The organism is Yersinia aldovae ATCC 35236 (assembly GCF_000173735.1).
GTDB classification, from domain to species: Bacteria; Pseudomonadota; Gammaproteobacteria; order Enterobacterales; family Enterobacteriaceae; genus Yersinia; species Yersinia aldovae.
Genome location: NZ_ACCB01000007.1, coordinates 55,769 through 81,958 on the forward strand (window position 1 = coordinate 55,769; position 26,190 = coordinate 81,958).

Here is a 26,190-nt window from a genome sequence, read left to right on the forward strand (position 1 = left end):
CCCTGCTACAGGCGACCCAGCAACAGGTTCGATACTCGGCTTTGATTAGGTAAACCCAGAGCAAAGCGGGCGACATTCTAGCGAAATATCGGGCAGACAGCAAACGAAACTGCGAATTTATCAGGCTAAATGCGGCTCAGGCAAGGGAATCGGCTCGCCGGAAACGGCCCTGATAATCAAATATCTTTTCTCTAATTTGCCACCATTGTCCTCGACGGCGGGCGACGACAAAATCCGGGTAACGCAATAGCACTTGTTGCGCGATAACATCAGCCGCGGTTGACCATTTCAATGTAATACCCGGTGCCCGTTGATGTGGGCGCAAGAAGATTTGCTCAAAAGCCATGCGCTGTGCGGGGGTGGTGAGCCGAAAACGCTCACTGGTGTTAGTGCCATCCTCGTCGTAATAGGTGATTTTCAGCCACTCACCTTTGGCATCATTGCCATTTTCCAGGTTCATCCCACCACAACGCAGTACCAGTGCGTCCTTTAATTTCAGTGCGGCTTTGAGCATATCATCGGGATCGACCAGCACCGCCTGACACTGATGACAGCGGCGGGCTGCAATATCATTCTCTGCGCCGCACTGCGGACAAGATTTAAAGCGGAAGCGGTAATCACACTGTGCTCGCGCACCTTGATCATCCTCAAACCAGCCCTGGCAGCGGCGACCATAGTGTTCAATAATCTCGCCTGACTCGGTGCATTTCCCCCAGAAAATATTGGCGAAGCCGCAATCCGGGCAGAATACTTGTACCGGCTGGCTGCCGCTGTGGGGTTTACTGGTGCCAACCTCCGGTGTGAAAAGGTCGTGGGGGTTGCCGGCGTAATCCAGAATCAGGCAGTCTTCTTTGCCTGGATAAAGCCGCAACCCTCGCCCAACGATTTGCTGATACAAACTGACGGACTCTGTTGGGCGAAGAATCGCAATTAAGTCCACATGAGGCGCATCAAAACCGGTGGTCAGCACCGCCACATTCACCAGATAGCGCAGTTGTTGTTGCTTAAAGGCATTAATCAGCGCATCCCGCTCGGCCGGTGGGGTTGTGGCACTGACCAGCGCGGCCTCGCCCTTGGGTAACAAGCCATACACTTCTTTCGCGTGCTCGACCGTCGCGGCAAAGATCATCACCCCACGGCGGTTCGCAGCATATTCAATGACCTGGCTGATAATATGTGGGGTAATTCGTTGTTGTTGCTTGAGTTCGCGGTCTAAATCGACTTCACGAAACATACCGTCACTGTTACTGGTCAGCCGGCTAAAATCATATTGCACGACGGGCATATCCAGCCGCTCCGGTGGCACCAGAAAGCCGTGCTTAATCATATAACGCAGGGGTAATTCATAGATGCAATCACGGAATAGGGCTTTCTCATCACCCCGCGTTATGCCGTGATAGTGGAATTGATAAATCCAGCCTTTGCCCAGCCGGTAAGGTGTTGCGGTTAGCCCCAGCAAGCGCAAGCGCGGATTGGTGGTGCGTAAATGCTGAATAATTTGCTGATACTGGCTGTCATCGTCATCGCTGATACGGTGGCATTCGTCGATTATCAACAGCGAAAAGGCACTATCAAACAGTGACAGATTACGTGCCACGGACTGCACGCTGCCAAATACCACTTTCCCTGCGCTTTGCCGTTGTTGCAGCCCGGCGGCGAAGATGTCGGCGTCTAAGCCGTAAGCGCAGTATTTGGCATGATTCTGGGCTACCAATTCTTTGACGTGGGCCAGAACCAGTACACGCCCACGGGCTAATTTTGCCAGTTCAGCGATCACCAGACTTTTGCCTGCGCCGGTAGGTAATACAATCAGAGCGGGTTCGGCGTGGCGGCGAAAATGGGCGAGGGTCGCCTCTACAGCCTCTTGTTGATAAGGACGTAACGTAAAGGCCATCAGGCGGCCTGCCAGATGAAGACATTCGCGATATTTAACCGATTGATCACTTGCAATCCATTCACCATTTGCAACAATTTCCTGTGCCATAGGAGTGATATTTATCTCTCTTTATGGCTAAAAACTTTCTATTATTATGCCTGCCTGAGGGCGATGGCGCGAGCGCCTTAATGCTGCAATTTCAACTGAGAAGAGGAACGCGTGTTTCCCAATAACCGCATTTTAACTAACTGTTCCTAGGATGATGCGGCAACCACCGCTATACTGATCAGTCTGGTAGGTTAGGCAGCAAATGATTTCCTCCTATACAACTTTACTGCTTCATTCATTTCACACCGTACTATTAACATTTTGCCGTCGTTGGCAGGTGTGATTGCGGCTATGGTGCCCGTCAGCGGTACGATTTTATTACAGGCAAAGTAGATTCAATGCGATTGGACAAGTTTTTATCTCAGCAACTAGGTGTCAGCCGGGCGTTAGTCGCGCGCGAGCTGCGGGCTAAACGTGTAACCATTGATGGTGAGGTGGTCAAAAGTGGTGCCATTAAGCTGACACCAGAGCAAGACGTGAGATTTGATGGTAACCCATTACAACAAACGGTTGGCCCACGTTACTTTATGCTGAACAAACCGCAGGGCTATGTGTGCTCAACGGAAGACCCGGATCACCCTACTGTGCTCTACTTTTTGGATGAGCCAGTGGCGTACAAACTCCACGCTGCCGGTCGGTTAGATATTGATACCACCGGGCTGGTACTGATGACGGATGATGGTCAGTGGTCGCACCGGATCACCTCTCCGCGTCATCATTGTGAAAAAACCTATCTGGTGACGCTCGAGCACCCACTCGCTGACGATACTGCTCAACAGTTTACTGATGGTGTGCAGTTACACAATGAAGAATCTCTGACCAAACCGGCTCGGCTTGAGGTTATTGAGCCGCAGTTGGTACGTTTGACTCTTAGCGAGGGGCGCTATCATCAGGTAAAACGGATGTTTGCGGCCGTGGGCAACCGGGTATTGGAACTGCACCGTGAGCGAATCGGCGAGATCAAACTTGATGATGATTTGGCACCCGGTGAGTACCGTCCGTTGACCGAAGAAGAGATTGCCAGCGTAGGCGCGCCACATCTGCTGTAACGGGTTTTCTGCTGTGGCGTTAAGGCATCTTATCAGCCTGCTTTGCAGGGCAAGGTATTGAAGGAGTGAAGTGAGTGCAAGAGAAGAACCGGACATCCCACATTGGCTTTATCTTTATTCTTGGCCTGCTATCGATGTTGATGCCGCTGGCAATTGATATGTATTTGCCGAGTATGCCTATCATTGCCCAAGAGTTTGGCGTAGAGAGTGGCAGCGTTCAAATGACGCTGAGCGCCTATGTGCTAGGGTTTGCCATTGGGCAGATGTTTTATGGCCCAATGGCGGACAGCATCGGGCGTAAGCCGGTCATCTTCTGGGGGACGCTGACTTTTGCTCTTGCGGGTATGGCTTGTGCAATGGCGCAATCAATCGAACAATTGATTAACTTACGTTTCTTGCATGGTTTGTCGGCTGCTGCTGCGAGTGTGGTGATCAATGCATTGATGCGAGATATGTTCACCAAAGATGAATTTTCTCGCATGATGTCTTTTGTGGTCTTGGTGATGACGATTGCCCCGCTGCTGGCACCGATTATCGGTGGTGCGTTGTTGGTGTGGTTTAGTTGGCACGCTATCTTCTGGAGTATGGCGGGTGCTGCGCTGGTTGGGGCAGTATTGGTGGCGTTATTTATTAAAGAAACCTTGCCGAAAGAGAAACGACAGAAGTTTCATTTGCGCACCACGATTGGCAATTTTGGCGCTTTGTTCCGCCACAAGCGGGTATTGAGTTATATGCTCGCCAGTGGCTTCTCCTTTGCCGGTATGTTCTCATTCCTCAGCGCTGGCCCATTCGTTTATATCGAGTTAAACGGGGTTTCACCACAGCATTTTGGTTACTATTTTGCGCTGAATATTGTCTTCTTGTTCCTGATGACGGTGATTAATACCCGTAATGTTCGCCGGTTTGGTGCGCTGAAGATGTTCCGTTTTGGTATGACCGTGCAGTTTGTCATGGGAATTTGGTTACTGGTGGTGTGTGCCACTGGCATGGGGTTCTGGGCATTGGTGCTGGGGGTGGCGGCTTATGTTGGCTGTATCGCCATGATAACCTCCAATGCGATGGCGGTGATTTTGGATGATTTCCCGCACATGGCGGGCACGGCATCTTCTCTGGCGGGCACCTTACGCTTTGGGATTGGCGCGGTGGTCGGGACATTGCTCTCGATGGCACCGTCGCGCAGCGCCTGGCCGATGGTCAGCTCAATGGCATTTTGTATTATTGCCGCGATGTTACTGTATCTCTACGCCAGCCGCCCGGCGAAGGGTGCCACGTCGTAAAAGTGCTACTTTTTTAGAATGGTCGATGCTGAACGCACAATGCGGGGAAGGGGACAGGTTCTCCCTCCCTCGTTGTTTCCTTTCAGCACCGAGTATTGCCTTCCTTTTGCCCTCCTTATTAATTCCTTCATAATACTTATTTATCCTTATTTTCGAGGGTGATATCGCCCGAATTGCACCTGAAAAGAGCGCAAATATTGAGTTTCATCAATATAATAATCATGTTTATTATTATATGTTGCATAGTTGTATTTGACACCATATTGTTAACTTTCGCGTAATGATATAAAAAAACAGACGGTTTTATTACCTGATTTTTCGTTATTATTCATGCCAATTAAATTGTGACTAATGATCACTAATGTAGTTATTTATCAATTAATTATGGTGATAATACTCCGTTCTTTTCTTGTGTGTTTGTTCCTCAAATGTAAAATAATGACATGAGTTAGGTAATGGATTTGCAATAAAAATGGTTGAGATGAGCGCGATAAAGGGTTAAATATAACGAAAAATGGGATCTAAATCCCAAAGCTACAGATCCAGTCGCTGCATTTTGGCTGAAAAATGCTCAAAAAGGGCGTGTAAAAATATTTGTTAGACATAAGTTTCTAAAATGTTATGAGTGTTGTGTTTTGATAAGATATGAGCTGAGCACAATGATAACTTAGCGACTATAACTTTAGTAAGTGTGAGCCTTGTGGTGTTTTTGTAACTTTTGAATTTTTATTTTTGACTAGGAAAGACACGTGAATAATATCCAACTTTCGGTGGTACATCGTCTGCCGCAAAGTTACCGTTGGTTATCTGGGTTTATCGGCGTCAAAGTTGAGCCGATTCCGTTGGCCGCGATAGACGATACCAATGACCTAATGGGGCTGAAACTACTCAGTCACGACGGTAATAATGCACAGATTATCATGCAGCGGCTCAATCTTTCGCTACAAGAGATCCAAGTGGATTCGGCGATTATTGATTGGGAAGGGGAGCCTTGCCTGTTTGTTCACTGCAAGGATGAGAGTGCGACTATGTGCCGCCTGAAAGATGTCGGCGTGGCGATTGCCGAAACCATGACAGCGCTTTATCCCTTCTGAGCCGTTACTGAAAATCCGTCGGCATTTCATGCTGGCGTTTTTTCCTGCCTGGATATCCGCATCGCACCCAGATCAGTCGGCAAATTGTAATAACTGCTGAGTATATTGCTGCTTCGGTGCGGCAAATATCGCCTGGCAGTCACCTTGCTCCACCACTTCACCTTGTCTTAGTACAATCACTTGATGGCAGAGCGAGCGCACCACTTGTAAGTCATGGCTGATAAACAGGTAACTGAGCTGATGACGTTGCTGAAGGGATTTCAGCAAGGCCAGAATTTGCGCCTGTACCGATTTATCCAGTGAAGAGGTCGGTTCATCGAGAATAAGCAACTGAGGTTGCAGAATAAGCGCGCGGGCAATAGCAATACGCTGGCGCTGTCCGCCAGAGAACTCGGTCGGATAGCGATAACGGCTAACCGGGTCTAATCCCACTTCTTCCATTGCCTTAATCACCCGTTGTTCGCGGTGTGCGGCACTCAGTCTTTGATGGACTTCTAACCCTTCGGCGATAATCTGCTGAACGTTCAGCCGTGGGTTTAGTGCTGAGTAAGGGTCCTGGAACACCACCTGAATGCGGCTACGATAGGGCAGCATCTGCTTGGGGGTAAATTTGTGCAGTGGTTGTCCGCTAAACCAAATCTCGCCTTTGGAGGGCAGTAAACGCAGTAATGCCAGCCCTGAGGTACTTTTCCCTGAGCCTGATTCACCGACCAACCCGAGGCTTTCACCTGGATTGAGGGTAAAGCTTAAGTCTTTTAGCGCATAATGGTAATCAACGGTACGTCGCAATAAACCACGTTTGATGGGAAACGCAACCTGTAGCCCTTTCACTTCAAGCAGCGGTTTTAGGCCCGGCGTGAGGGGCAGCGGATCACCTTGTGGCTCTGCATCTAATAACTGGCGCGTATAGGGGTGCTGTGGTGCGCTAAACAGCGCCTGACGGCTATTCTGCTCCACTTTTCGCCCTTCGCGCATTACCGCCACGTTATCTGCCAGACGACGCACGATATTGAGGTTATGGGTGATAAACAGCAGGCTCATGCCCATCTCTTGCTTTAGCTCTTTCAGCAAACTCAAAATCTGAGCCTGAACAGACACATCCAGCGCCGTGGTGGGTTCATCGGCAATCAATAGCTTGGGTTGCGTCAAAACCGCCATTGCTATCATCACGCGCTGGCGCTCGCCACCGGAAAGTTGATGGGGGAAGTCGCCCAAGCGCCCTTTAGCATTGCGAATACCAACTCTGTCGAGGCATTGAATAATTTCCGCGCGGGCTGCCTCTTGGCGCATCCCACGATGCAGTGACAACACCTCTGCCAACTGTTTCTCAATAGTATGCAGCGGGTTTAGCGATACCATCGGCTCCTGGAAAATCATTGAAATCTGATTGCCGCGCACTTTACGCAGCGTCGGTTCATCGGCGTGCAGCAGTGACTGACCGGCAAACAGAATTTCACCGCTTGGATAGATTACCGGCGGTGAGGGGAGTAAACGCAGTATCGACAACGCCGTGACGCTCTTGCCTGAACCGGATTCCCCAACCAATGCCAGTGTTTCACCGGTTGCGATTTGCAACGACAGCTCGCTGACCACCTCGCGTTCAACGCCAGCCTGACGAAATGCAATACTGAGGTTCTGAATATCCAAAAGTGGAGAAGTCGTCATATCAGTACGCCTTACTTGGGTCAAAGGCGTCACGGACTGCTTCGCCGATAAAAATCAACAGAGATAACAGCATCGCGAGTACCAGAAATGCGGTTATTCCCAGCCAGGGTGCCTGAAGGTTATTTTTACCTTCAAGCAGCAGCCCACCCAGTGAGGGTGAACCCATTGGCAGGCCAAAGCCGAGGAAGTCCAGTGAGGTCAGGGTGGTTATTGAACCGCACAAAATAAAGGGCAGGAAAGTCAATGTTGCTACCATCGCATTGGGCAACATATGCCGCGTCATAATCACCCGGTCACCGACGCCCATCGCCCTTGCCGCGCGGATATAGTCATAATTACGGGTGCGCAGAAACTCCGCCCGCACCACGCCGACCAACCCCATCCAGCCAAATAGCACGGTGATGGCCAATAACCACCAGAAGTTCGGCTGCACGATACTGGAGAGTAAAATCACTAAAAACAGTGTTGGCATCCCAGACCAGACTTCAATAAAACGCTGTCCCCACAGGTCAATCCGCCCGCCGTAATAACCTTGAATTGCACCCGCGCAGATGCCAATCACACTGGAAAACAGCGTTAATGTCAGGCCGAATAACAGCGAAATGCGAAATCCATAGATAACTTTGGCCAGCACATCCCCGCCGGTGCTGTCAGTACCTAACAGATTGGTGCGATTCGGCGGCGAAGGGAAGGGGACATCGGTGGCAAAATTGATAGTGTTATTGCTAAAACGAATCGGTGCCCAGATAGCCCAACCATTATCGTTAATTCGCCCAATCACATACGGGTCTTGATAATCCGCTGCGGTGGTGAGAATACCGCCAAAGGTCGATTCGCTGTAATTGCTCATGAAGGGCATATAAATCTTACCCTGATAGCTCACCAGTAGCGGTTTGTCATTGGCGATAAACTCGGCAAATAAGCTGATGACAAATAGCGCCAGGAAGATCCACAGTGACCAGTAGCCCCGCTTGTTATGGCGAAAACGTGCCCAGCGGGCCTGATTAATGGCACTTAATTTTATCATTATTGGCGGCCCTCAAAATCAATCCGTGGGTCTACCAGGGTATAGGTAATATCGCTGATGATATTGAGCAGCAAACCAATCAAGGTGAAAATATAAAGAGTGCCAAACATCACCGGATAATCGCGCTGCAAGGTCGCATCGTAGCCCAGCAGCCCTAAACCATTCAGTGAGAACATCACCTCAATCAGCAGTGAGCCGGTAAAGAACATGCTGATAAAGGTGGCAGGGAAGCCTGCTATCACCAGTAACATGGCATTGCGGAACACATGGCGATAAAGGATCTTCTCTTCGGGTAAGCCTTTGGCGCGAGCTGTGACCACATATTGTTTGCGGATCTCATCGAGGAATGAGTTTTTGGTCAGCATGGTCAGTGTGGCAAAGCCGCCAATGACCGTAGCCAGCACCGGCAGGGTGATGTGCCACAAGTAATCGGTTATCTTGCCGTACCACGGCAGGGTGTCGAAGTTGCTGGACACCAACCCGCGTAATGGGAACAGATCAAAATAGCTGCCGCCGGAGAACAGCACTACCAACAGAATGGCAAACAAGAACGAGGGAATGGCATAACCGATAATGATTAATGTGCTGCTCCAGGTATCAAAGGCGGTACCACTGCGCACCGCTTTTTTTATCCCAAGCGGTATGGAAACCAGATAAATAATCAGCGTGCTCCATAGCCCAAGCGAAATAGAGACCGGCAGGCTATGTTTTATCAGTGACATAACTGACTCACCGCGAAACAGGCTGTCACCAAAATCAAAGCAAGCATAGCGCCATAACATATCGAAATAGCGCTGATGGAGTGGCTTGTCAAAACCAAAACGTTGCTTGATCTCAGCAATGACCTCCGGGTCTAACCCGCGCGAACCGCGATAGCTGCTATCACCCACTTGTGCGGCATTCAGGCCGACTTTCGCCCCCCCAAACCACTATCACCGCCGCCGGCGGAAAATCCACTGGAGTGACCCAGTTCGATATTGGCGATAGCTTGGTCAACTGGCCCGCCTGGTGCAATTTGCACAATAAAAAAGTTAATCGTAATAATCGCCCACAAGGTGGGAATAACCAGTAATAAACGCCGTAATAGATATGCGCCCACAGCAGCCCCTTAGTGACGTTCTGATGGCAGGCGAGCTGCCTTATTGACATCAAACCACCAGCTATCAAATCCTAGCGAATAGGTGGGGCGGTCTGCTGGCATTGAAAATTTATCCCAATAAGCAAAGCGGGCATGGTTGGAATACCACATCGGGATCATCAGGTGATTCCAGGTCAATACCCGGTCAAGCGCACGGCCAAGAGAGAGCAACGCCTCCGGTTGATCCTGATGGCTGACAATCTGGGCTATCAGTTGGTCAATCGCCGGATCTTTTATGCCTGATGCGTTATAACTGGAATCTATATATGCCGAGCTCCAAAAGATTTGCAGATTGGGGCTTGGATAGAGGAAAGCACTGTAAACTGTCGGGATCATATCGTAATCCCGGCTGCGCAGGCGGTTCACAAACTGAGAACTATCAACCTCGCGAATATTCATGGTAATGCCCAAGCGTTGCAGGTTATGTTTGAACGGTTGCACATACTGGAAGTTGCTGCCGCTGAGTAACAACAGCTCAAAGACAAAAGGTTTACCGGTCTTGCTGTTCACCAATTGTTGATTTTTGACTTCCCAGCCTGCCTCACGCAACAATTCACGCGCTTTTAATAGGTTATCCCGTGAGTTGCCACTGCCATCTGTTTGTGGTGGCTGATAAATCTGCGTGAAAACTTGCGCCGGTACTTTGTCTTTTAGCGGGGCCAGCCATGCCAGTTCAGCACTGTCTGGATACCCTTTGGCGGCATAGTCTGTGTTTTGGAAGAAGCTGCTGGTACGTTGATAACTGTTGAAATAAAACGCTTTATTCATCCAGTCGAAATCGAAAGCCAAAGTTAATGCCTGACGAACCCGTCGATCGCTAAAAATAGGGCGTTGGACATTAAACGCCAGCCAACGGGTATTTTGTGCCGAGTTATCAACAATATCCTGTTTGAGTATATAGTTTTTCGCGAAATTTCCGCCGACATATTGTGTCGCCCAACTTTTGGGTGAAGTTTCCTCGCGAAAATCAAAAGCACCGGCTTTAAACGCTTCCAGTGCGACTTTATCATCCAGATAGTAGTCGTAGCGGATGGTATCAAAGTTATATTGACCCCGATTAACCGGCAGGTTGGCGGCCCAGTAATTTCTCACCCGTTCATAGGTAATAAACTGGCCCATCTTATATTTACTAATACGGTAAGGGCCGCTCCCCACAGGGGGGTTACTGAGTGGATCACTCAGTTTATGGTTTTTCCAAAAATGTGCAGGCATCACCGGTAAACCAAACAATCCCAACATTTTATCTTTATTCGGTTCGGGGAATTCAAAACGCACCGTCAGGCGGGAAATAGCTTTCACCTGAACGCCCTTATACACAATGCGAAATTGTGGCACACCTTCGGTCATAAACTTATTAAAGGTGAAGGCGACATCTTGAGCGGTCATTGGCGTGTCATCATGAAAACGTGCGCGGGGGTTAATATCCACTTCAATCCAGTGAAAATCGGGGGCAAAACGCGCTGATTCTGCAATTAACGGGTAGTAACTGCCAATTTCATCATCTGAGGTGCCAAATAGGGAGTCATATAGCCTTTCGCTGCGGATCGCCGGGTTACCCCGTAGTGCATAACGATTGAAATTATCAAAGGTACCGATGGTCGCCAGTGTAATATCGCCCCCTTTGGGAGCCGCTGGATTAACATAGTCAAAGTGGCTGAAATCTGATGAGTATTTAGGTTCGCCCAAAATGGCAAAAGAGACACCTTCTTTAATCGTCTCTGCCTGAAGGCCAAAACTCAGGGCGGAAAGCATCGCGGCAGCAAATAGTCGTAATAACATATTGGCGGTTATCTCCTGCTCATTATGCAGATAATAGTAATCTCATACTTAGTTTAATTAAAATTACCAGTTTGCAGGGGACTAACGCAAACTTTATGCCAATTAGTTTTTGTTACTCATTTTTTATTGCAAAATCTGACTAAATCTTCAACAGACAATGGCTTGCTGAGTAAATATCCTTGCAGATAGTTAACGCCATGTTGTGCCAAATACTCAAGTTGCTGCTCAGTTTCGACACCTTCTGCCACGGTTTCAATATTGAGTTTATGCGCCAGCATTAACACCGAGTCCAATACTGGTGCTGCCACTGTATTGACACAGATGGTACTGATAAACGCACGATCAATCTTAATATAATCCAGAGTAAAGCGTTCTAAATAGATTAGCGCGCTGTGCCCAGTGCCAAAGTCATCGACAGCAATTTGTATCCCTTGGGAGTGTAGCCAGTCGAACTGTTTAATTGCCACTTGTTCTTCTACCATACCTCGTTCAGTAATCTCAAATACTGGAGAAAAAACATCAGTATTTAATTGCTGCAACATTCGAGAGACATCTTTTTGGAACTCATCATCAGCAAGATGGACGGGTGATATATTAAAACCAAGCTTGGTTCCCGCAGGAAGCAGGTTTGTCATTAAACTTGTATCTCTGATGATTAATTCAAATAAATGTTTTGTCAGCGGTTGTATCAGATACTGGGCTTCCGCATAGGGAATAAAAAGATCCGGAGAAATGCGCCCTTCAATTGGATGTTCCCAGCGAATCAGTGCTTCCAGCCCTGATATTGAACGGTCATGGGAACGGAATACTGGCTGATATTCTACGAAGAATTCACCTCGCTTGATGCCACGTAAAATCTCTGCTTCAGCGCTTCGGCTGGCGATTAAAATATAATAAGCCAGAATGCCAACTAAACCTGCCAGCAGCAGGCCACCTAAAAGCGTCATCCGGATGTCATCTGCAGTTAAGCTGTTATGGTAAATCAGAATCTTGATAGGGTAACCAGGCAGTTGAACCTCGCGTGAGGCACGGTTAGGTAACTTACTGACGGGTATCACTTTAGCGTCAAATGTGGTGACAGCTAACTCATTAATAACGATTGCCAGCCCATTGACTTCACTTTCGGCATAATTAAGTAATAAATAAGGATGTAATGTTAATTCCAGCGTTGCCAGTACGCCGGTATCACCTCTACCCGCTTGGCGTAACCATACTGCGATAGCCGGTTTATTCGGCATTAACGGGGTGCCTTGCTGAATTTTAAAATCTAATGGCTGAGATAAGTTAATTCTGGAATATATTTCGTTGGCTGTCATATGCATTTCACCCGTCGCGGATGAGCAATAAACAAGACTATCTCTAACTAATAAGAAAGCTCTGACGCCATTGGTAAAAGCCGCCCGATAATGCAGTGCCGCGCTTGCTTGCTCGCAAGTCTTACCACTCAACGGGATAAGCTGAGACATCGTTGTTGTCAGTTCATTAAGGAACTGTGACGAATAGGATATTATATGATCGCTCTGTTTCGTTAATTTATGTTCACTGCTGCGATAAAGTAATGACAAAGTAATAATAACAAAAAAAATAAAGAAACTGAGTGCGAGGATGACGCTTTTTTTTACAAGGTGGCGTCTGGATAATATATTGCGAGAGAACGCGCCGTTTGACCCCATGTTCCGCCGCTCCCCAGCATGTTCGATAAAGTGTTTATGAGTATAAGTAAGTTAGCCGCATTGCGCTACCAGTTTGCCGACAGGACTAATTAGGCCATCGGACTAACGGTATACCCATATAAACTAAAGATGCTTTATATATGCATCAAAACAGTGGAAACAAGAGATCGTTTTTATGAATGTATTTTAGAAATACGCTTAATAAAATAAATTTTCAGCTTATTAACACAAGTCACTTCTTTTTATAAAGGTGAATCGCTAGCACACGTCGCTTTAGCACAAGAAAGTTCTTGTCTGAGCGTTGGTTATCCTACACAGATAATTCTCGAATTACTCGATTTTCAGAAAAAAAGGACATTTCCTACAAGCTGGATAGAAAGTGGGGTAGGTGATTTAAGATAATAAAAAACGCTACCTGGATAGCGTTTTATAGTTTCGTTTGGAATCTCGGACAACAGGAATAAATATTTTAACTAACTACGTGAACCGCTGCTTAGCACTCGGCGGCCATCGCGATAACGCTTATTCCAGTAATCTTCATTTAGGTTCGAAATTGTCACGCCGACACTGGTCGATGCATGAACAAACTTATCGTTACCCAAATAGATACCAACATGGCGGCCTGTCGAACCAGCTCTGAACAGCACTAAGTCACCGGGGCGCAATTTAGTACGCTGGATTTTCTTGCCAAGATCCTGCTGCTCTGATGTTGAGCGTGGCAAATCCATACCAAATTGCTCGCGGAAAGTATTTTGCACAAATGCGGAACAATCAACACCGCGTTTAGTGCTACCGCCTAAACGGTAACGAACACCTTTCCACCCTGCATACTGTTCTAAAATCTTCGACTTGACGTCAACGTTGCGCACCATCGCTTCGAATTCATCCTGAGAGGCTTGCAGTAAAAGCCCATCTTTGTCATTAACTGCACGCATCTCAGTTTGTGTATTATGTGTGTTCGAAGTCTGTGGTGAACTACACGCGGATAACATTACCGCTGCTGCAACCGCAGGGATTACCCGCAGAATGTATCTCATAATAGGTTGAGACTTGACCATTGTTGATGTTTTCCCTTGCTGTCCTTACGACGGATGTCGCTACCAAAAAAAACCAAACGAATCGAGATTATTGATTGCGATCCGATTAGACAATCACTTAACTGAATAACTGTGCTAGAACGCACAATATTAATCATGCAAGAGGCGAATGGCCTAAATCTGAACACAAACGTTCTAATAATACCGTAATGATTAATAAAAGGCGAGCGCTTTTAGTCCGATTATTATAAGAAATTCTGATGTAACATAATGTAAAATTTTATATTAAAACCACATGGCTTATTTTGTAATCATTTTGTTGTGATAAATGAGGGTGACGGTAAAGGAATAGGGTGGGGCAAAAAGGGGGCTTCTTACCTCACCGTCGAATCGTAGAACTTATTGGTGCGTGGGGTTAGGCAAACGTTGGTCAATAGCATCAATGATTTTATCGCTTAAAGGTGTCAGTAATACCCAGCTTATTCCCACCAACACGACCGAAAGGGAGCCTACGGCAATATCGGTAAACCAGTGCGCGCCAATCATCACCCGTGGTATTGAGAAAATAGCGGCGATTAACAGAGCGATAGCAAAGGCTCCGCAGGAAAAATAGCGCAACATAAAACAGGCAAAAATCATCAACATCATGCCGTGGTCGCCAGGGAAACTATCGCTGGAGGCATCTTTTGTCGGGATACCGGTAAGTTCGCTGACTCGATTTATGTTATCAAAGGCCAAAGTAGGACTGGGATGCGAAACTGGCAGCATGTGGCCCAATTGATTGAGAATCACCGCAGTTAACAACATGACAAACCCTATAACTATCAAGCGGCGGCGACCCACTGGTGTTTCCTTTATATAGAAGCACACGTAAAGCAGCCCCATACAAACCAGCGAAATAACATCAAAAGCACGATTATTGGTGATAGCCACCAGGTGCAGAAATGTGGGGCTGGACAACAGATGTTGGTTAAAATAGAAAAAGATTGTCGAGTCAATTTTAAACCAAAATCCGTGATTCACAGGAATATACCAAGATAAAAACAGGACAATTCCAAGCATATTGAGCAGTAGTATTGTCGGTAAATTACGACGGGTCATGCGGTAACCTATAAATTATGAATGTACAAATTGGGTAAATAATAAAGCGGGTACATTATACTCATTTAGATAACCGAATATTCAGTAATTTATGCTGCAATGTATTCCAATCAGTCTCTGTCGCACTGATGAGTTCAATTCGGCTATCTAGCGGTGGTGTCTGCCGTGTTTCTATTTTTAAGTCTGCTCCCTGCCGGTTAATCACTAACGTTCCTTCCGTAATACGCATAACCCCTTTTACTCGCTCGGCTGGATTTAACCGCACCCATTCGAGTAAGGGGACGGTATCAAAAATAGTATCGGCATTAAATACCCAGCCACAGCTAAGATAACCTTGACCCTGATTAAGCGCTCGACGCCAAGGCTCTGTGCCTTTCAAACTTAATGCAGCCAATCCTTTTTGTCGTGTGACACTGTGATGATGCGCACCATCGGGTAGCTCATCATTATTGCTGTGCGGCATATCCAATAGCGCGACATCAATCTTCCCTTGTTCTGCGTAATAGAGCTGGCATGACTTAGGCTGATTGTGATGCCATTGCAGTAATGCAGTTCGGTCGGAATCGGTGTAGGTATCTTGCTTATTCGCCACGATAATATCTGCGGCAGCCAGTTGGTCACGGAAATTCTCATTTTCTGTATAACGAGGCTCACTTAACTGTCGCGCATCCAGCAAACACAGAGTGGCTTGCAGGGTGAGCCACGGTTGGTAAACATCTGATGTCAGTAACGATAAGATCTGTTTTGGGTGGCCTAATCCGGTTGGTTCAATTAATAGGCGATCAGGTTTTGCTTGTTGCAGCAGCATATTCAAACCAACTTGCATCGGCAGCCCGTTAACACAACACATGCAACCACCGGGAATTTCCTTTAACACCGCCCCGCTGTCTGCTAATAGCGCACCGTCGATACCAATTTCGCCGAATTCATTAACCAGAACAGCCCATTTTTCGTGTGCCGGTTTTTGTGCCAATAAATGACGGATTGTTGTGGTCTTCCCACACCCCAGAAAGCCGGTAATTAGGTTGGTTTTTGTCATAATTATGCTCCACAAATAAACTTTATTTTAACTTCCCATAATCATGGGGCTTTTCCTGTAATTGTTATTAAATTAGGGTTTAAGTTAAAATAACCTAATTTTTAACAAAAAAGTACTCCAAATGTAGATTATTTCCTAGGTGTATTAGGAACGCCGCCTAATAGATAACCACGCATAAACTCTATAATTCACTTATGTGAGGTATTCAGAGGGCTTATAGCCCGAACAGAGCAACAAATAACGCTTTGTCATTCCCTTTGTTTTTTCTGAAACCCTCTATCATTTAAAATGTCAGCTATAAAAGTTGAGGTGGTTATGAAAAGTTATCGAGTGCTTCTTATCGTAGCAATAACGTTTTCAGCAATGTTATCCTTTACTGCAAGTAGTGCGCAAAGTCCCCTGTCCGTGACAGGAACAATCACCTTTTCTGGCGCTATCGTGGAAAGCCCATGTGATAGCACATTAGTAAATCAGACCATTACTACCCATTGTTACCGCAATGGTGAAACGGTCACTCAACGACAAACTGTTTCACCCAATATGCCTCTGACCGCAAAATTGCCGGGTAATTTAGCCTCTTCCCGTATGGAATGGCTTAATCCACAGCGCAGTTTGGGAATTCTCACCGTCACCTACCTCTAAATTTTTGAGATATCATGCTTCATTTACCTATACACGGTTTATCGCAGAGATAAACCGTGACAAATCACCTAATGTTATTTGACCACATGATATACTCATTGTCATTTAGACACCCTTTGGTCAGGCCAATTTCTATTTTATTCCCCCAAGCCTGATGCAGGAAATAAGGTAATGAGATTATATCAGGAAGTCGGCAATCAACTGCGTGTGGCGATTGTCAGTGGGCAATACAGCTTGGGTGATCGCTTACCACCAGAACGCGACATTGCTGAGAATTTCAGTGTGAGTCGCAGTGTGGTCCGTGAAGCATTGATTATGCTTGAGCTGGAAAAATGGGTGGAAGTGCGTAAAGGCTCTGGTGTTTATGTGGTTAATATCCCCGATGCCTCAGCCAATAGCGCATCAACGGATAGCGGGTTTGGCCCGTTTGAGTTGCTGCAAGCCCGTCAGTTATTAGAAAGTGAAGTTGCTGCTTTTGCAGCCATTCAGGCTACCAAAGCCGATATCATTAAAATGCGTCAGGCCATTGAGCAGGAAAAAGCAGCTTTGGCTGCCGGTGCGGTGGATGAAAGTGCAGATGAGCTTTTCCACTGCTTGTTGGCGCAAGCGACACAAAATAGTGTGCTGGCAAATATGGTCGCTGAAGCGTGGCAAGCGCGGAAAAATAGCGCTATGTGGCAGGGCGCTCATAGCCATACCCTCGATTTCAGTTACCGCTGGCAATGGCTGGAAGATCATCAAAAAATCTTGCAAGCCGTGCAACGCCGTGACAGTAAGGCGGCTAAACAAGCCATGTGGCAGCATTTGGAAAATGTAAAACAGAAGTTATTAGAACTGTCTGATGCTGACCATCCAGACTTTGATGGTTATTTGTTTGAGTCTGCGCCATATCAACTCGAAGAGTAATTTACCCTTTGGCCTTGACGTTGCAGGGGTGTTGGCTGCGCAAACTCACCCGAATCACTTATCGGTGTAAGCTCATCGGGATTCGTATACTTGCCGCCTACCTGCAACGCCAATGACGTTGGGTAAACCCTTTGGCCTTGACGTTGCAGGGGTGTTGGCTGCGCAAACTCACCTGAATCACTTATCGGTGTAAGCTCACTCAATTAATCCTGCTGTGCCAAACGCTTAACACTTTCTTTCGCACCAAACTGCTGAAGGCTGAGATAAGCTTCTGTTACGGCCTGAACAAATTCGGGTTGTTGTGGCAAGGATTCACCAAACAGTGATTTCAGGGACAGCAAACTCTGTACTCTGGCGATGCCATCTTCACTGGCTGCAACGCATTTTTTAAAACTGTCCACCATTGGATCACGGATATCAATGGCCTGGCCGTTATCATCCACACCACTGACATATCGCATCCAGCCGGCGATCCCCAAAGCCAGGCAGCGGTAACTTCCGCCATGTTGTAAATGCCAACGCACAGAATCCAGCATACGCTGTGGTAACTTCTGGCTGCCGTCCATCGCAATTTGCCAAGTGCGGTGTTTTAATGCCGGATTGCTGTAGCGTTCAATTAACCGGTCAGCGTAGGCATTCAGGTCAATCGCGGTAACGCGCAATGTCGGCGCTTGTTCATCCATCATCAGGCGGCGTGCGGTCAGGCGATAGTTTTCATCGGCCATGCAGTCGTTAATATGTTGATAGCCGGCCAGATATCCCAGATATGAAAGGTAGGAGTGGCTGCCGTTCAACATGCGCAGCTTCATTTCTTCAAATGGCAGTACATCATCGACCAATTGCACCCCCGCCACTTGCCAATCCGGTCGGCCCGCGACAAATTTATCTTCAACTACCCACTGAATAAAGGGTTCGCAGGCAATACCACAAGTGTCAGTTACGCCCAATGCAACGGCGATTTCGTGCAATGTCTCTGGTGTGGCAGCTGGAACGATGCGATCGACCATCGTATTTGGGAAAGTGACATTATCTTTAATCCAATTGGCCAGTTCCGGATCACGAGCCGTAGCCAGACCGAGGACTGCATTTCTCACCACATGGCCGTTTTCTGGAATGTTATCGCAAGACAGCACGGTGAAAGGAGGCAGGCCACGTAAACGGCGCAAGCGCAGCGCTTCCACCAGTACGCCTGGGGCGGAGGTTGGCGCATCAGGCACCGCCAAATCTGCGCGGATAAATTCGTTTTGCAGGTCTAACTGGCCTGATCCCGGTTCGATACAATAACCTTTTTCAGTGATGGTCAGCGAGACGATAGCCACTTGTGGTTCGGCCAATTTCTCTAATACTTGCATAACACCATCAAGGCGGGCGTGGACCGATTCTGTGACTGAACCGATAATAATCGCCTGATTTCCCTGAGCGCCTTTTTCCAGCACCGAGTATAGATGGTCTTGTTGACGAAGATCTTGAATCAGGACATCGCCGCCAAACAGACTAACTTCACAAATACCCCAGTCACCCCCTTGCTGGTTTAGTACGCGGTCAGTGAGCAGTGCTTGATGGGCACGGTGAAATGCGCCGAAACCGAGATGAACAATGCGGCTTTTCAGCGCCGTTCGGTCATAAGTGGGGCGCTGTACGGTTGAAGGAAGGGCGCTGTTAGCAATTGTTTTCATACCTGGCTCCAGAATCATTAACCCCACTTATACTCAGGGTGCTGGCGGGGATTGACATAAAAGGTGGCAAATAAAAAGTTGTTAGACCAGTTTTGTGTGGCTGTTTGTCGGAAACGAGCCACACAATACTGACCATTTTCTTTTGTTCGTTGCCATGAATATCGGCTTGCAGTGTAAAGCGATATGACAGAAAATAAAATTGGTAAGTCCAATATTGGTTATATTCGTGAGTTGGATCAACCAATCAAGTTTTGCTTTTTGACAGACAGCATGTAAAGAGTAAGGATGAAGCTGAGTGATATCTCTTATAAATCGGTATAACAACATTTCTGGCACATGAACAGTTTACGCAGAAGGTAAAGATAAATGGAACAAACATGGCGTTGGTATGGCCCGAATGATCCGGTGTCGTTGGATGATGTTCGTCAGGCCGGAGCGACCGGAGTAGTGACTGCATTACACCATATTCCGAATGGCGAAGTATGGCCGGTCAGCGAGATAGAACAGCGTCAGGCTGAATTAGCGGCTAAAGGATTGGTATGGTCGGTTGTGGAAAGTGTGCCGATTCATGAGGAGATTAAAACTCATAGCGGTAACTACCAGCAGCACATTGAAAGATATAAACACACCCTGCGTAATCTTGCAGCCTGTGGTATTGACACTGTGTGCTACAACTTCATGCCGGTGCTGGACTGGACACGTACTGATCTGGAGTATCAACTGCCAGATGGTTCCAAAGCACTGCGTTTTGATCAAATAGCCTTCGCCACTTTTGAACTGCATATTCTAAAACGCCCAGGTGCTGTGAATGATTATACCGCCGTAGAACAAGCGCAGGCGGCAGATTATTTCGATGCCATGTCTGAGGCAGAGATTGCCAAGCTAACCGGTAATATTATTGCTGGTCTGCCAGGAGCAGAAGAGGGCTATACGCTGGATCAATTCCGTGCGCGCCTGGCTGAGTATGACGGAATCGATAAAGCGCAGTTACGTGAGAATATGGCTTACTTCCTGCGGGCTATCATTCCGGTTGCTGAACAGGTTGGTTTGCGTATGGCGGTGCATCCGGATGATCCACCGCGGCCTATTCTTGGATTGCCGCGCATCGTTTCGACTATTGAAGATATGCAATGGCTGAAAGAAACGGTCGATAGTATTCATAACGGTTTCACCATGTGTACCGGCTCTTATGGTGTCCGTGCAGATAATGACTTGGTGAAGATGATCGAGACTTTTGGCGATCGTATTCACTTCACCCATCTGCGTTCGACCTGTCGTGAAGGGAACCCAAAAACCTTCCACGAAGGTGCTCACTTGCAAGGTGATGTCGATATGTACTCTGTGGTCAAAGCGATTTTGACCGAAGAGCAGCGCCGTCAGGCAGCCGGTGATATGCGGCCGATTCCGATGCGTCCTGACCACGGTCACCAGATGTTGGATGATTTGCATAAGAAAACTAATCCGGGCTATTCGGCGATTGGCCGCTTGAAAGGGTTGGCAGAAGTTCGCGGTGTGGAGTTGGCGCTCAAACGCACTTTCTTCCCTGAACTGAAATAACCCGTCATCTTTCAATATATTAAGGGCCGCAAATCGGCCCTTAATTATTGTATATCCAAACTATACTCAATAGATTTCAAAATGTAGGAAGGCGGCCAGCAAGATACAAATTGGTCGGGAACCGATTTGAACCGCATTTATGCTAGCCCATAGGGTGAGCCTCAAGGATGAGGCTCATTAATCCCGATGAGCTTACTCAAGTAAGTGATTCGGGTGAGCGAAAGCAGCCAACACACCTACAACTTGAAAGATGAAGGGTATTAGTCTGCACGACCCATATAGCGGCGTTCCGCAATATGAATGCGGATTTTCTCGCCTGGACTGATATATTCTGGCACTTGAATAGATAAGCCTGTACTCATCACCGCAGGTTTGTTACGCGCACTGGCAGAGGCACCTTTAATACTCGGTGCGGTATCAACAATTTCCATATCAACCGTCTGCGGCAATTCCAACGCCAGCAGTTGACCGTCCATTGTTAGAACCTGCATCCCCGGCATCCCACCTTCAGGAATAAACAGCAGTTCTTCTTCGATCTGCTCTTTTTTGAAGTTGTATGGCGTGAAATCTTCATCATCCATAAAGACGTATTCGTCGCCATCAATATAAGAGAAGTTGACTGAGCGCCGGGTTAGAGTGATGGTATCGAGGATCTCATCGCCTTTAAAACGCTCTTCAACTTTTAAACCGGTACGCACATCAGAAAAACGCATTTTATACAAGGTGCTCGCGCCACGGGCGCTGGGACTTTGCACGTCGATGTCTTTCACCAGCAGCAATTTACCGTTGAGGCTGACTGCCATACCACGTTTTATTTCGTTAGCTCTTGCCATTTATTAACCTGCCGATCAGGATTAAAGATAAGTTGCGACAAGTTACTCGCGCCGCGTGATTCAGGCAAGATGTTAGCGCAAAAAAGCGTAAGATTTTCACGACAAAATCGGCCTTATGCATACACCGGTAACAGGCCCAATAATGCAGAAATATGGGCCACGGCATTGATCAGGCCGAACAAGATAATAAAGCCAATCATAAAGCGCCCACCGGGTGCCCGATAAGTCGCTTGCGGGAAGCGTTTACGGCTGGCCCGCGCCATCAGTGCGGGCACAATAACCGCCCAGATAGTGGCAGCCAGACCGGCAAAGCCAATAGCATACAAAAAGCCATTGGGGAACAGTAATGCACCAATGGTCGGTGGCACAAAGGTCACTAAGGCGGATTTGGTGCGGCCGTTACGGTCATCAGAAAATTTAAAGAAATCAGCAATGTAATCGAATAAACCGAGGGAAACGCCCAGGAATGAACTGGCCAGTGCCATATAAGAGAAAGCATTCAGTAGCTGGCTGGTGGCTCTGCTGGCAGAGACGGTATCCATCTGTTTCAGCAGGCTGCCAATATTTCCGCCATCAGCAATCACTTGTTTGAATGCATCGCGGGCAATATTGCCCTGAATGGCATACTGCCACAGCACATAAATCGCCAAAGCAATCAGTGTGCCATATACCAGGCTGCGCACCACCGCTTTGCTGTCTTTGTGATAGTACTTCACCAGCCCCGGTACATTGCCGTGGTAGCCAAATGACGTCAACAGATAAGGCAATGCGGCGAGCGCATAGGGCAGGTAGTTGGCATTGCCATTGGTCTGGTTAAATAGCACCCGCGCTTCGACATGGCTGAACATATCACCGACGGACATAACAAAGGTGATCACCATGCCACCGATTAATATCGTACTTAAGCGATCGACCGCACGGGTGGATAACCAGACAATAAATGCCACTAAAATGGCAAAGATGAAACCTGCGCTGGTCTGACTTATCCCTGCGACGTTTTGCAGCGTATGAGAAATGATTGAACCGCCCGCAGAGATATAAGCATAAGTCAGAATGTAGAGCACAAAGGTGATGGATAACCCGTTGATTGAACTCCATACTTTGCCAAGTAAATCCTGTACCATCGTGTGGAAGCTGGCTCCGCGCGGGTAGTTGAGGTTCGCCTCCAGAATCATCAGGCCGGAAAGTAACATGCAGGCCCAGGTATAAATCAGCAATATCACTGAACCGCTAAACCACACCCCCGCCGTCACGATTGGGATTGAGAACATACCTGCACCCACAGCGGTTCCGGCGACTATCATCGCACCGCCAAGGATGGAAGGCCGTGAAATGGGTTGGGATATATCCATCGACATTTATAGCTCCAAATATCCTTCATCCTTGACGCTACAGCTGCGTTAGCCGTACTTACTCACCCTAATCACTTACTTTTTGTAAGCTCATCGGGATTCGTTCGTTTGCCGCCTTACTGTAACGCAAATTATTTTGGATATTAATAATATGGTTAATAGTTCTTTTGTACTAGCTTAATGGTACGCGATGGCGGCGATGCTGTAAACAGATGAATATGCTTATGTGGATAGTTTGGTCAGTGGTTAGTCTTGGTTCGGCGTTCGGTTATGATTGAATATCGTACTAATGGGTTTTTTAGGTTGAAAAATAAACTAAATATGATGAGTTATAAAAAATAAAGCTGTGCGTTGGGTCTGCTATTGAGCTGTTGAACATGGATAGTGCTGGTAGTTCATCAGGGGGGTTGCTATTGTCCGCTGTTATTCCACCAGCCTACAGGAGCTTGCTGATGGACTGTCGCTCAGATTGCGGTGCCTGCTGTATTGCTCCTTCGATTTCCAGCCCGATCCCCGGTATGCCATTCGGCAAGCCCGCCAATACCCGTTGCCTGCATTTAGATGACAATATGCGCTGTGGTATTTTCCATTCTCCATCCCGCCCGGCGGTCTGTGCCAGCCTGCAAGCATTGCCGGAAATGTGTTTTGACACGCGCGAAAAGGCGCTGGTGTATTTGATTAAACTGGAAGCGGATACTGCGCCTTAATCGATGACTGGCTCGGCGAGAAAGCACGGTGAGCCAAGGGTTTACCGCACCTAGGGGCGCTCCGACGGCTTACGCCGTTACGACCCCAACGGCACGATTCCCCTTGGTTTAATTTGTCAGCAATATGAGGGCGATAATAATATTGCCCTCAGTTATTAAACCTAAAGACTAAGCCCCAGCAGGAACTGCGTGAGCGGTATTTTTCAGCATCGGCCCGGTGTACTTTTCAATTTCAAGCTGTGCCATCTGCCCACAGTTACCTTGCGCCAAACTGGACGAACCAATATCGAAAGTCAGGCAATTAATATTACCGTTCTTACAAATTGAACCCGGTACAGACGGCTCGGCGGGATCAAACCATGCCCCTTCGCTTATCCGTACCACGCCAGGCCGCACATCTTCCGTTACCACGGCACCGACCAAAATCTGTCCGCGATCATTAAATGCCCGCACTAAATCACCATTCACAATCTGACGCGCACTGGCATCTTGTGGGCTAATCAGAATCGCTTCACGATCCGCTACCGCGTACTTTTCGCGCAGTGGTGTGTTATCCAATTGCGAATGCAGGCGGTTGATTGGGTGCGCAGTGTTCAGCGACAGCGGATTATTTTTTCGCTTCGGCTCCGCGATACCATTCATGAGGTGGCATCCAGGTGGGAATTCCCTGACAATCGGCATACTCCATTTTGGCGATGGTATCGGAATAGATTTCAATTTTACCCGATGGCGTACCAAGTGGGTTGAGCAATGGATTCTCACGGTAATCAGCGAAACGCACCCACTGTTTGTTCGCTTCCGGGATAGGGAAACGGATATAGTTGTTCGATTCCCAGAACATATCGAATGGCGGCAAGGCGACGCGTGCAGTACGTGCCTGCGACTTCATATCGTCATACATCGATTTCAGCCACTGGGTTTCGTCTTTGCCATCGGTAAAGGCATCGATGACCCCAAGCCTGGTCGCCATCGCGGCAAAAATATCAAAATCACTGCGAGATTCATGCTGCGGCGGCACACATTGATGCATCGGGAAGACATAAAGCTGCGAGTAATCGCCGCCCATCTCCAGATCGTTACGCTCATAACTGGTGGTGGCCGGTAACACGATATCAGCGTGTTTAGCGGTGGCAGTCCAGTAAGGCTCATTCACCACAATGGTTTCTGGATGCTGCCAGGCTTTCACCAGATTATTGGTATCCTGATGCTGGTGGAAGGTATTCCCGCCCGCCACATAGACCATTTTGACATCGGGATAGGTCACTTTAGTGCCATTGAAATCAATGGTTTTACCCGGATTTGCCAGACACTCGGCAATGCGCGCCACCGGAATCGGTGATGGCGAGTTCTTCGGCGCATTCCCGGCAGAAATCCCCGGTAAAATACCGCCTTTCGCCGTTGGGCTACCGCCTGATGAGTAGTGATAGCTGAAACCGAAACCGCCACCCGGCAAACCAATTTGGCCGAGCATAGAGGCAACCGTCACCAGCAACCAGTGCTGCTGCTCACCGTGATGCTGACGCTGAATACCCCAACCGCCCATGATCATGGTGCGCTGCTTCGCCATATCGCGCGCCAGTTGGCGTATAATATCAGCATCGACACCGCTGATATCTGCCGCCCATTCTGCCGTTTTAGGCTGACCGTCGGTTTCCCCTAACAGATAAGCCTGGAATTTATCGAAGCCAATGGTATAGGTTTTGATAAAGTCCGGATTGTGCAGCTTTTCTGTCAATAAGGTGTGGGCAATCCCAATGAGCATTGCGCTGTCAGTATATGGGCGCGGCGCAATCCATTGAGCATTAGTGAATTTAGCACTGTCATTATGAACCGGGTCAATGCTAATGACTTTGGTGCCTTTGTTCTTCAGCGCTTCAAAACCAGTTTGACCGACGTGATCCGGAACGTTCCAACTGTTTTTCAGCGTGATCATCGGGTTACAACCCCATAGAATCACCAGCTCGCTGTTTTCGACCACATTTGGCCAGGCAGTCTGCTGCTCGTAAACCTCCATCGACCCCATAACGTGGGTCATGATCACCTGTGCTGCACCGGTTGAATAGTCACCGGCATAACCGAGGAACCCACCACTCAGGTTCATTAAGCGTTGCAGCAAAGTGCGGCTGTTGTGCAGCATCCCAACACTTTTCCAGCCATAAGAACCGGCATACAGCGCTTGTGGGCCGTGGTCTTTCTGTACGCGCACAATCTCGTTACACACCAGTTCTGTGGCTTTGTCCCAACTGACGCGCACCCATTCATCGCGGCCACGTAGTTCGGTATGGCTGCCGGGGCCGCCTTCCAACCAGCTTTTTCGTACCATCGGGTATTTAATACGGTTCTCCGCATGTACCTGATAGGGAGCCATAGTGATCAGATCATTGGGCCACGGATCATCTTTTACTGGCTGCACACCTATCATGCGGCCATTTTCGACGATGGCTTCAAACGCACCCCAATGTGCGCCGGTCAGGATACCTTTCTGTGCCTGACGTAATGCCAGAAACTGCGGTAATGCCTGGCTGATGGCTTGAGCCAGTGCAGATTTCGGCCACAAGCCAGCCACTAACGGCAGGGCTGCCAGCGCGCTGGTGCCCATTAAGAAGCGACGGCGGCTCATTTGTAACGGTTGTTGTTCGAATTTAGTCATTTTC

Annotated in this window: 18 protein-coding genes and 2 pseudogenes; 7 read left to right on the plus strand and 13 right to left on the minus strand. The window is 47.9% G+C overall.

The genetic code is table 11. The annotated features are described in order from the left end of the window. Nucleotides 1–136 precede the first annotated feature (136 nt). The gene (radD, locus tag YALDO0001_RS05075; protein WP_042839454.1) at nt 137–1,894 is read right to left on the minus strand and encodes a DNA repair helicase RadD; all 1,758 of its coding nucleotides are present in this window, start codon (nt 1,892–1,894) and stop codon (nt 137–139) included. Nucleotides 1,895–2,322: 428 nt separating this feature from the next. Between radD and rsuA the strand changes: the two genes are divergently transcribed. From rsuA to YALDO0001_RS05090, 3 genes are all read left to right on the plus strand, one after another. Then, the gene (gene rsuA / locus YALDO0001_RS05080) at nt 2,323–3,033 is read left to right on the plus strand and encodes a 16S rRNA pseudouridine(516) synthase RsuA (RefSeq protein WP_004700543.1); all 711 of its coding nucleotides are present in this window, start codon (nt 2,323–2,325) and stop codon (nt 3,031–3,033) included. 74 nt (nt 3,034–3,107) lie between these two features. Continuing rightward, a complete protein-coding gene (locus YALDO0001_RS05085; protein ID WP_004700544.1) occupies nt 3,108–4,310 on the plus strand; it encodes a Bcr/CflA family multidrug efflux MFS transporter in 1,203 nt (400 codons plus the stop codon). Between the two features lie 749 nt (nt 4,311–5,059). Next, on the plus strand, nt 5,060–5,404 hold the full coding sequence (locus YALDO0001_RS05090; RefSeq protein WP_004700546.1) for a YejG family protein: 345 nt from the start codon (nt 5,060–5,062) through the stop codon (nt 5,402–5,404). Between the two features lie 72 nt (nt 5,405–5,476). On the opposite strand, the gene yejF is transcribed toward YALDO0001_RS05090, so the two are convergent. The 8 genes and pseudogenes from yejF to YALDO0001_RS05130 form a co-directional block, all read right to left on the minus strand. Beyond that, nucleotides 5,477–7,069, minus strand: a complete 1,593-nt coding sequence (gene yejF / locus YALDO0001_RS05095) for a microcin C ABC transporter ATP-binding protein YejF (RefSeq protein ID WP_042839441.1) — start codon at nt 7,067–7,069, stop codon at nt 5,477–5,479. 1 nt (nt 7,070) lies between these two features. After that, nucleotides 7,071–8,096, minus strand: a complete 1,026-nt coding sequence (locus YALDO0001_RS05100; protein ID WP_004700549.1) for an ABC transporter permease — start codon at nt 8,094–8,096, stop codon at nt 7,071–7,073. Beyond that, a pseudogene (locus YALDO0001_RS05105) lies at nt 8,096–9,195 on the minus strand (microcin C ABC transporter permease YejB). The gene YALDO0001_RS05100 and the pseudogene YALDO0001_RS05105 overlap by 1 nt, the downstream one beginning before the upstream one ends. 9 nt (nt 9,196–9,204) lie before the next feature. Beyond that, nucleotides 9,205–11,013, minus strand: coding sequence for an extracellular solute-binding protein (locus tag YALDO0001_RS05110; RefSeq protein WP_004700554.1), 1,809 nt, complete (start codon nt 11,011–11,013; stop codon nt 9,205–9,207). A gap of 116 nt (nt 11,014–11,129) precedes the next feature. After that, nucleotides 11,130–12,686: a cyclic di-GMP phosphodiesterase gene (locus YALDO0001_RS05115; RefSeq protein WP_004700555.1), complete on the minus strand. Its 1,557-nt coding sequence runs from the start codon at nt 12,684–12,686 to the stop codon at nt 11,130–11,132. A gap of 473 nt (nt 12,687–13,159) precedes the next feature. Next, nucleotides 13,160–13,744: a bifunctional murein DD-endopeptidase/murein LD-carboxypeptidase gene (mepS, locus tag YALDO0001_RS05120; RefSeq protein WP_042839442.1), complete on the minus strand. Its 585-nt coding sequence runs from the start codon at nt 13,742–13,744 to the stop codon at nt 13,160–13,162. A gap of 378 nt (nt 13,745–14,122) precedes the next feature. Further along, the gene (locus YALDO0001_RS05125; protein WP_004700558.1) at nt 14,123–14,824 is read right to left on the minus strand and encodes a phosphatase PAP2 family protein; all 702 of its coding nucleotides are present in this window, start codon (nt 14,822–14,824) and stop codon (nt 14,123–14,125) included. A gap of 61 nt (nt 14,825–14,885) precedes the next feature. Then, complete coding sequence (locus tag YALDO0001_RS05130) at nt 14,886–15,863, minus strand: CobW family GTP-binding protein (protein ID WP_004700560.1); 978 nt, start codon at nt 15,861–15,863, stop codon at nt 14,886–14,888. Nucleotides 15,864–16,178: 315 nt separating this feature from the next. Between YALDO0001_RS05130 and YALDO0001_RS05135 the strand changes: the two genes are divergently transcribed. Both YALDO0001_RS05135 and YALDO0001_RS05140 read left to right on the plus strand, forming a co-directional pair. Next, nucleotides 16,179–16,505: a YmdA family protein gene (locus YALDO0001_RS05135; RefSeq protein ID WP_042546355.1), complete on the plus strand. Its 327-nt coding sequence runs from the start codon at nt 16,179–16,181 to the stop codon at nt 16,503–16,505. Nucleotides 16,506–16,676: 171 nt separating this feature from the next. Continuing rightward, nucleotides 16,677–17,411, plus strand: coding sequence for a GntR family transcriptional regulator (locus YALDO0001_RS05140; RefSeq protein WP_004700565.1), 735 nt, complete (start codon nt 16,677–16,679; stop codon nt 17,409–17,411). Nucleotides 17,412–17,614: 203 nt separating this feature from the next. Here YALDO0001_RS05140 and YALDO0001_RS05145 read toward each other — a convergent pair whose 3' ends face one another. Continuing rightward, on the minus strand, nt 17,615–19,087 hold the full coding sequence (locus YALDO0001_RS05145; RefSeq protein ID WP_042839443.1) for a mannitol dehydrogenase family protein: 1,473 nt from the start codon (nt 19,085–19,087) through the stop codon (nt 17,615–17,617). A gap of 366 nt (nt 19,088–19,453) precedes the next feature. Here YALDO0001_RS05145 and uxuA point away from each other — a divergent pair, with 366 nt between their 5' ends. Next, complete coding sequence (gene uxuA / locus YALDO0001_RS05150) at nt 19,454–20,644, plus strand: mannonate dehydratase (protein ID WP_004700568.1); 1,191 nt, start codon at nt 19,454–19,456, stop codon at nt 20,642–20,644. Nucleotides 20,645–20,904: 260 nt separating this feature from the next. On the opposite strand, the gene yeiP is transcribed toward uxuA, so the two are convergent. Together yeiP and mtr are read right to left on the minus strand one after the other, a co-directional pair. Next, nucleotides 20,905–21,477, minus strand: a complete 573-nt coding sequence (yeiP, locus tag YALDO0001_RS05155; protein WP_004700569.1) for an elongation factor P-like protein YeiP — start codon at nt 21,475–21,477, stop codon at nt 20,905–20,907. A gap of 113 nt (nt 21,478–21,590) precedes the next feature. Next, nucleotides 21,591–22,835 carry a tryptophan permease gene (gene mtr / locus YALDO0001_RS05160; protein ID WP_004700571.1) on the minus strand — a complete coding sequence of 415 codons (1,245 nt, stop codon included), beginning with the start codon at nt 22,833–22,835 and terminating at the stop codon, nt 21,591–21,593. A 446-nt stretch (nt 22,836–23,281) separates the two neighbouring features. Here mtr and YALDO0001_RS05165 point away from each other — a divergent pair, with 446 nt between their 5' ends. Next, nucleotides 23,282–23,536 (plus strand): YkgJ family cysteine cluster protein, encoded by a 255-nt coding sequence (locus YALDO0001_RS05165; RefSeq protein WP_004700573.1) that lies wholly within the window; start codon nt 23,282–23,284, stop codon nt 23,534–23,536. A 168-nt stretch (nt 23,537–23,704) separates the two neighbouring features. On the opposite strand, the pseudogene torA reads toward YALDO0001_RS05165, so the two are convergent. Continuing rightward, a pseudogene (gene torA / locus YALDO0001_RS05170) lies at nt 23,705–26,186 on the minus strand (trimethylamine-N-oxide reductase TorA). Nucleotides 26,187–26,190 lie beyond the last annotated feature (4 nt).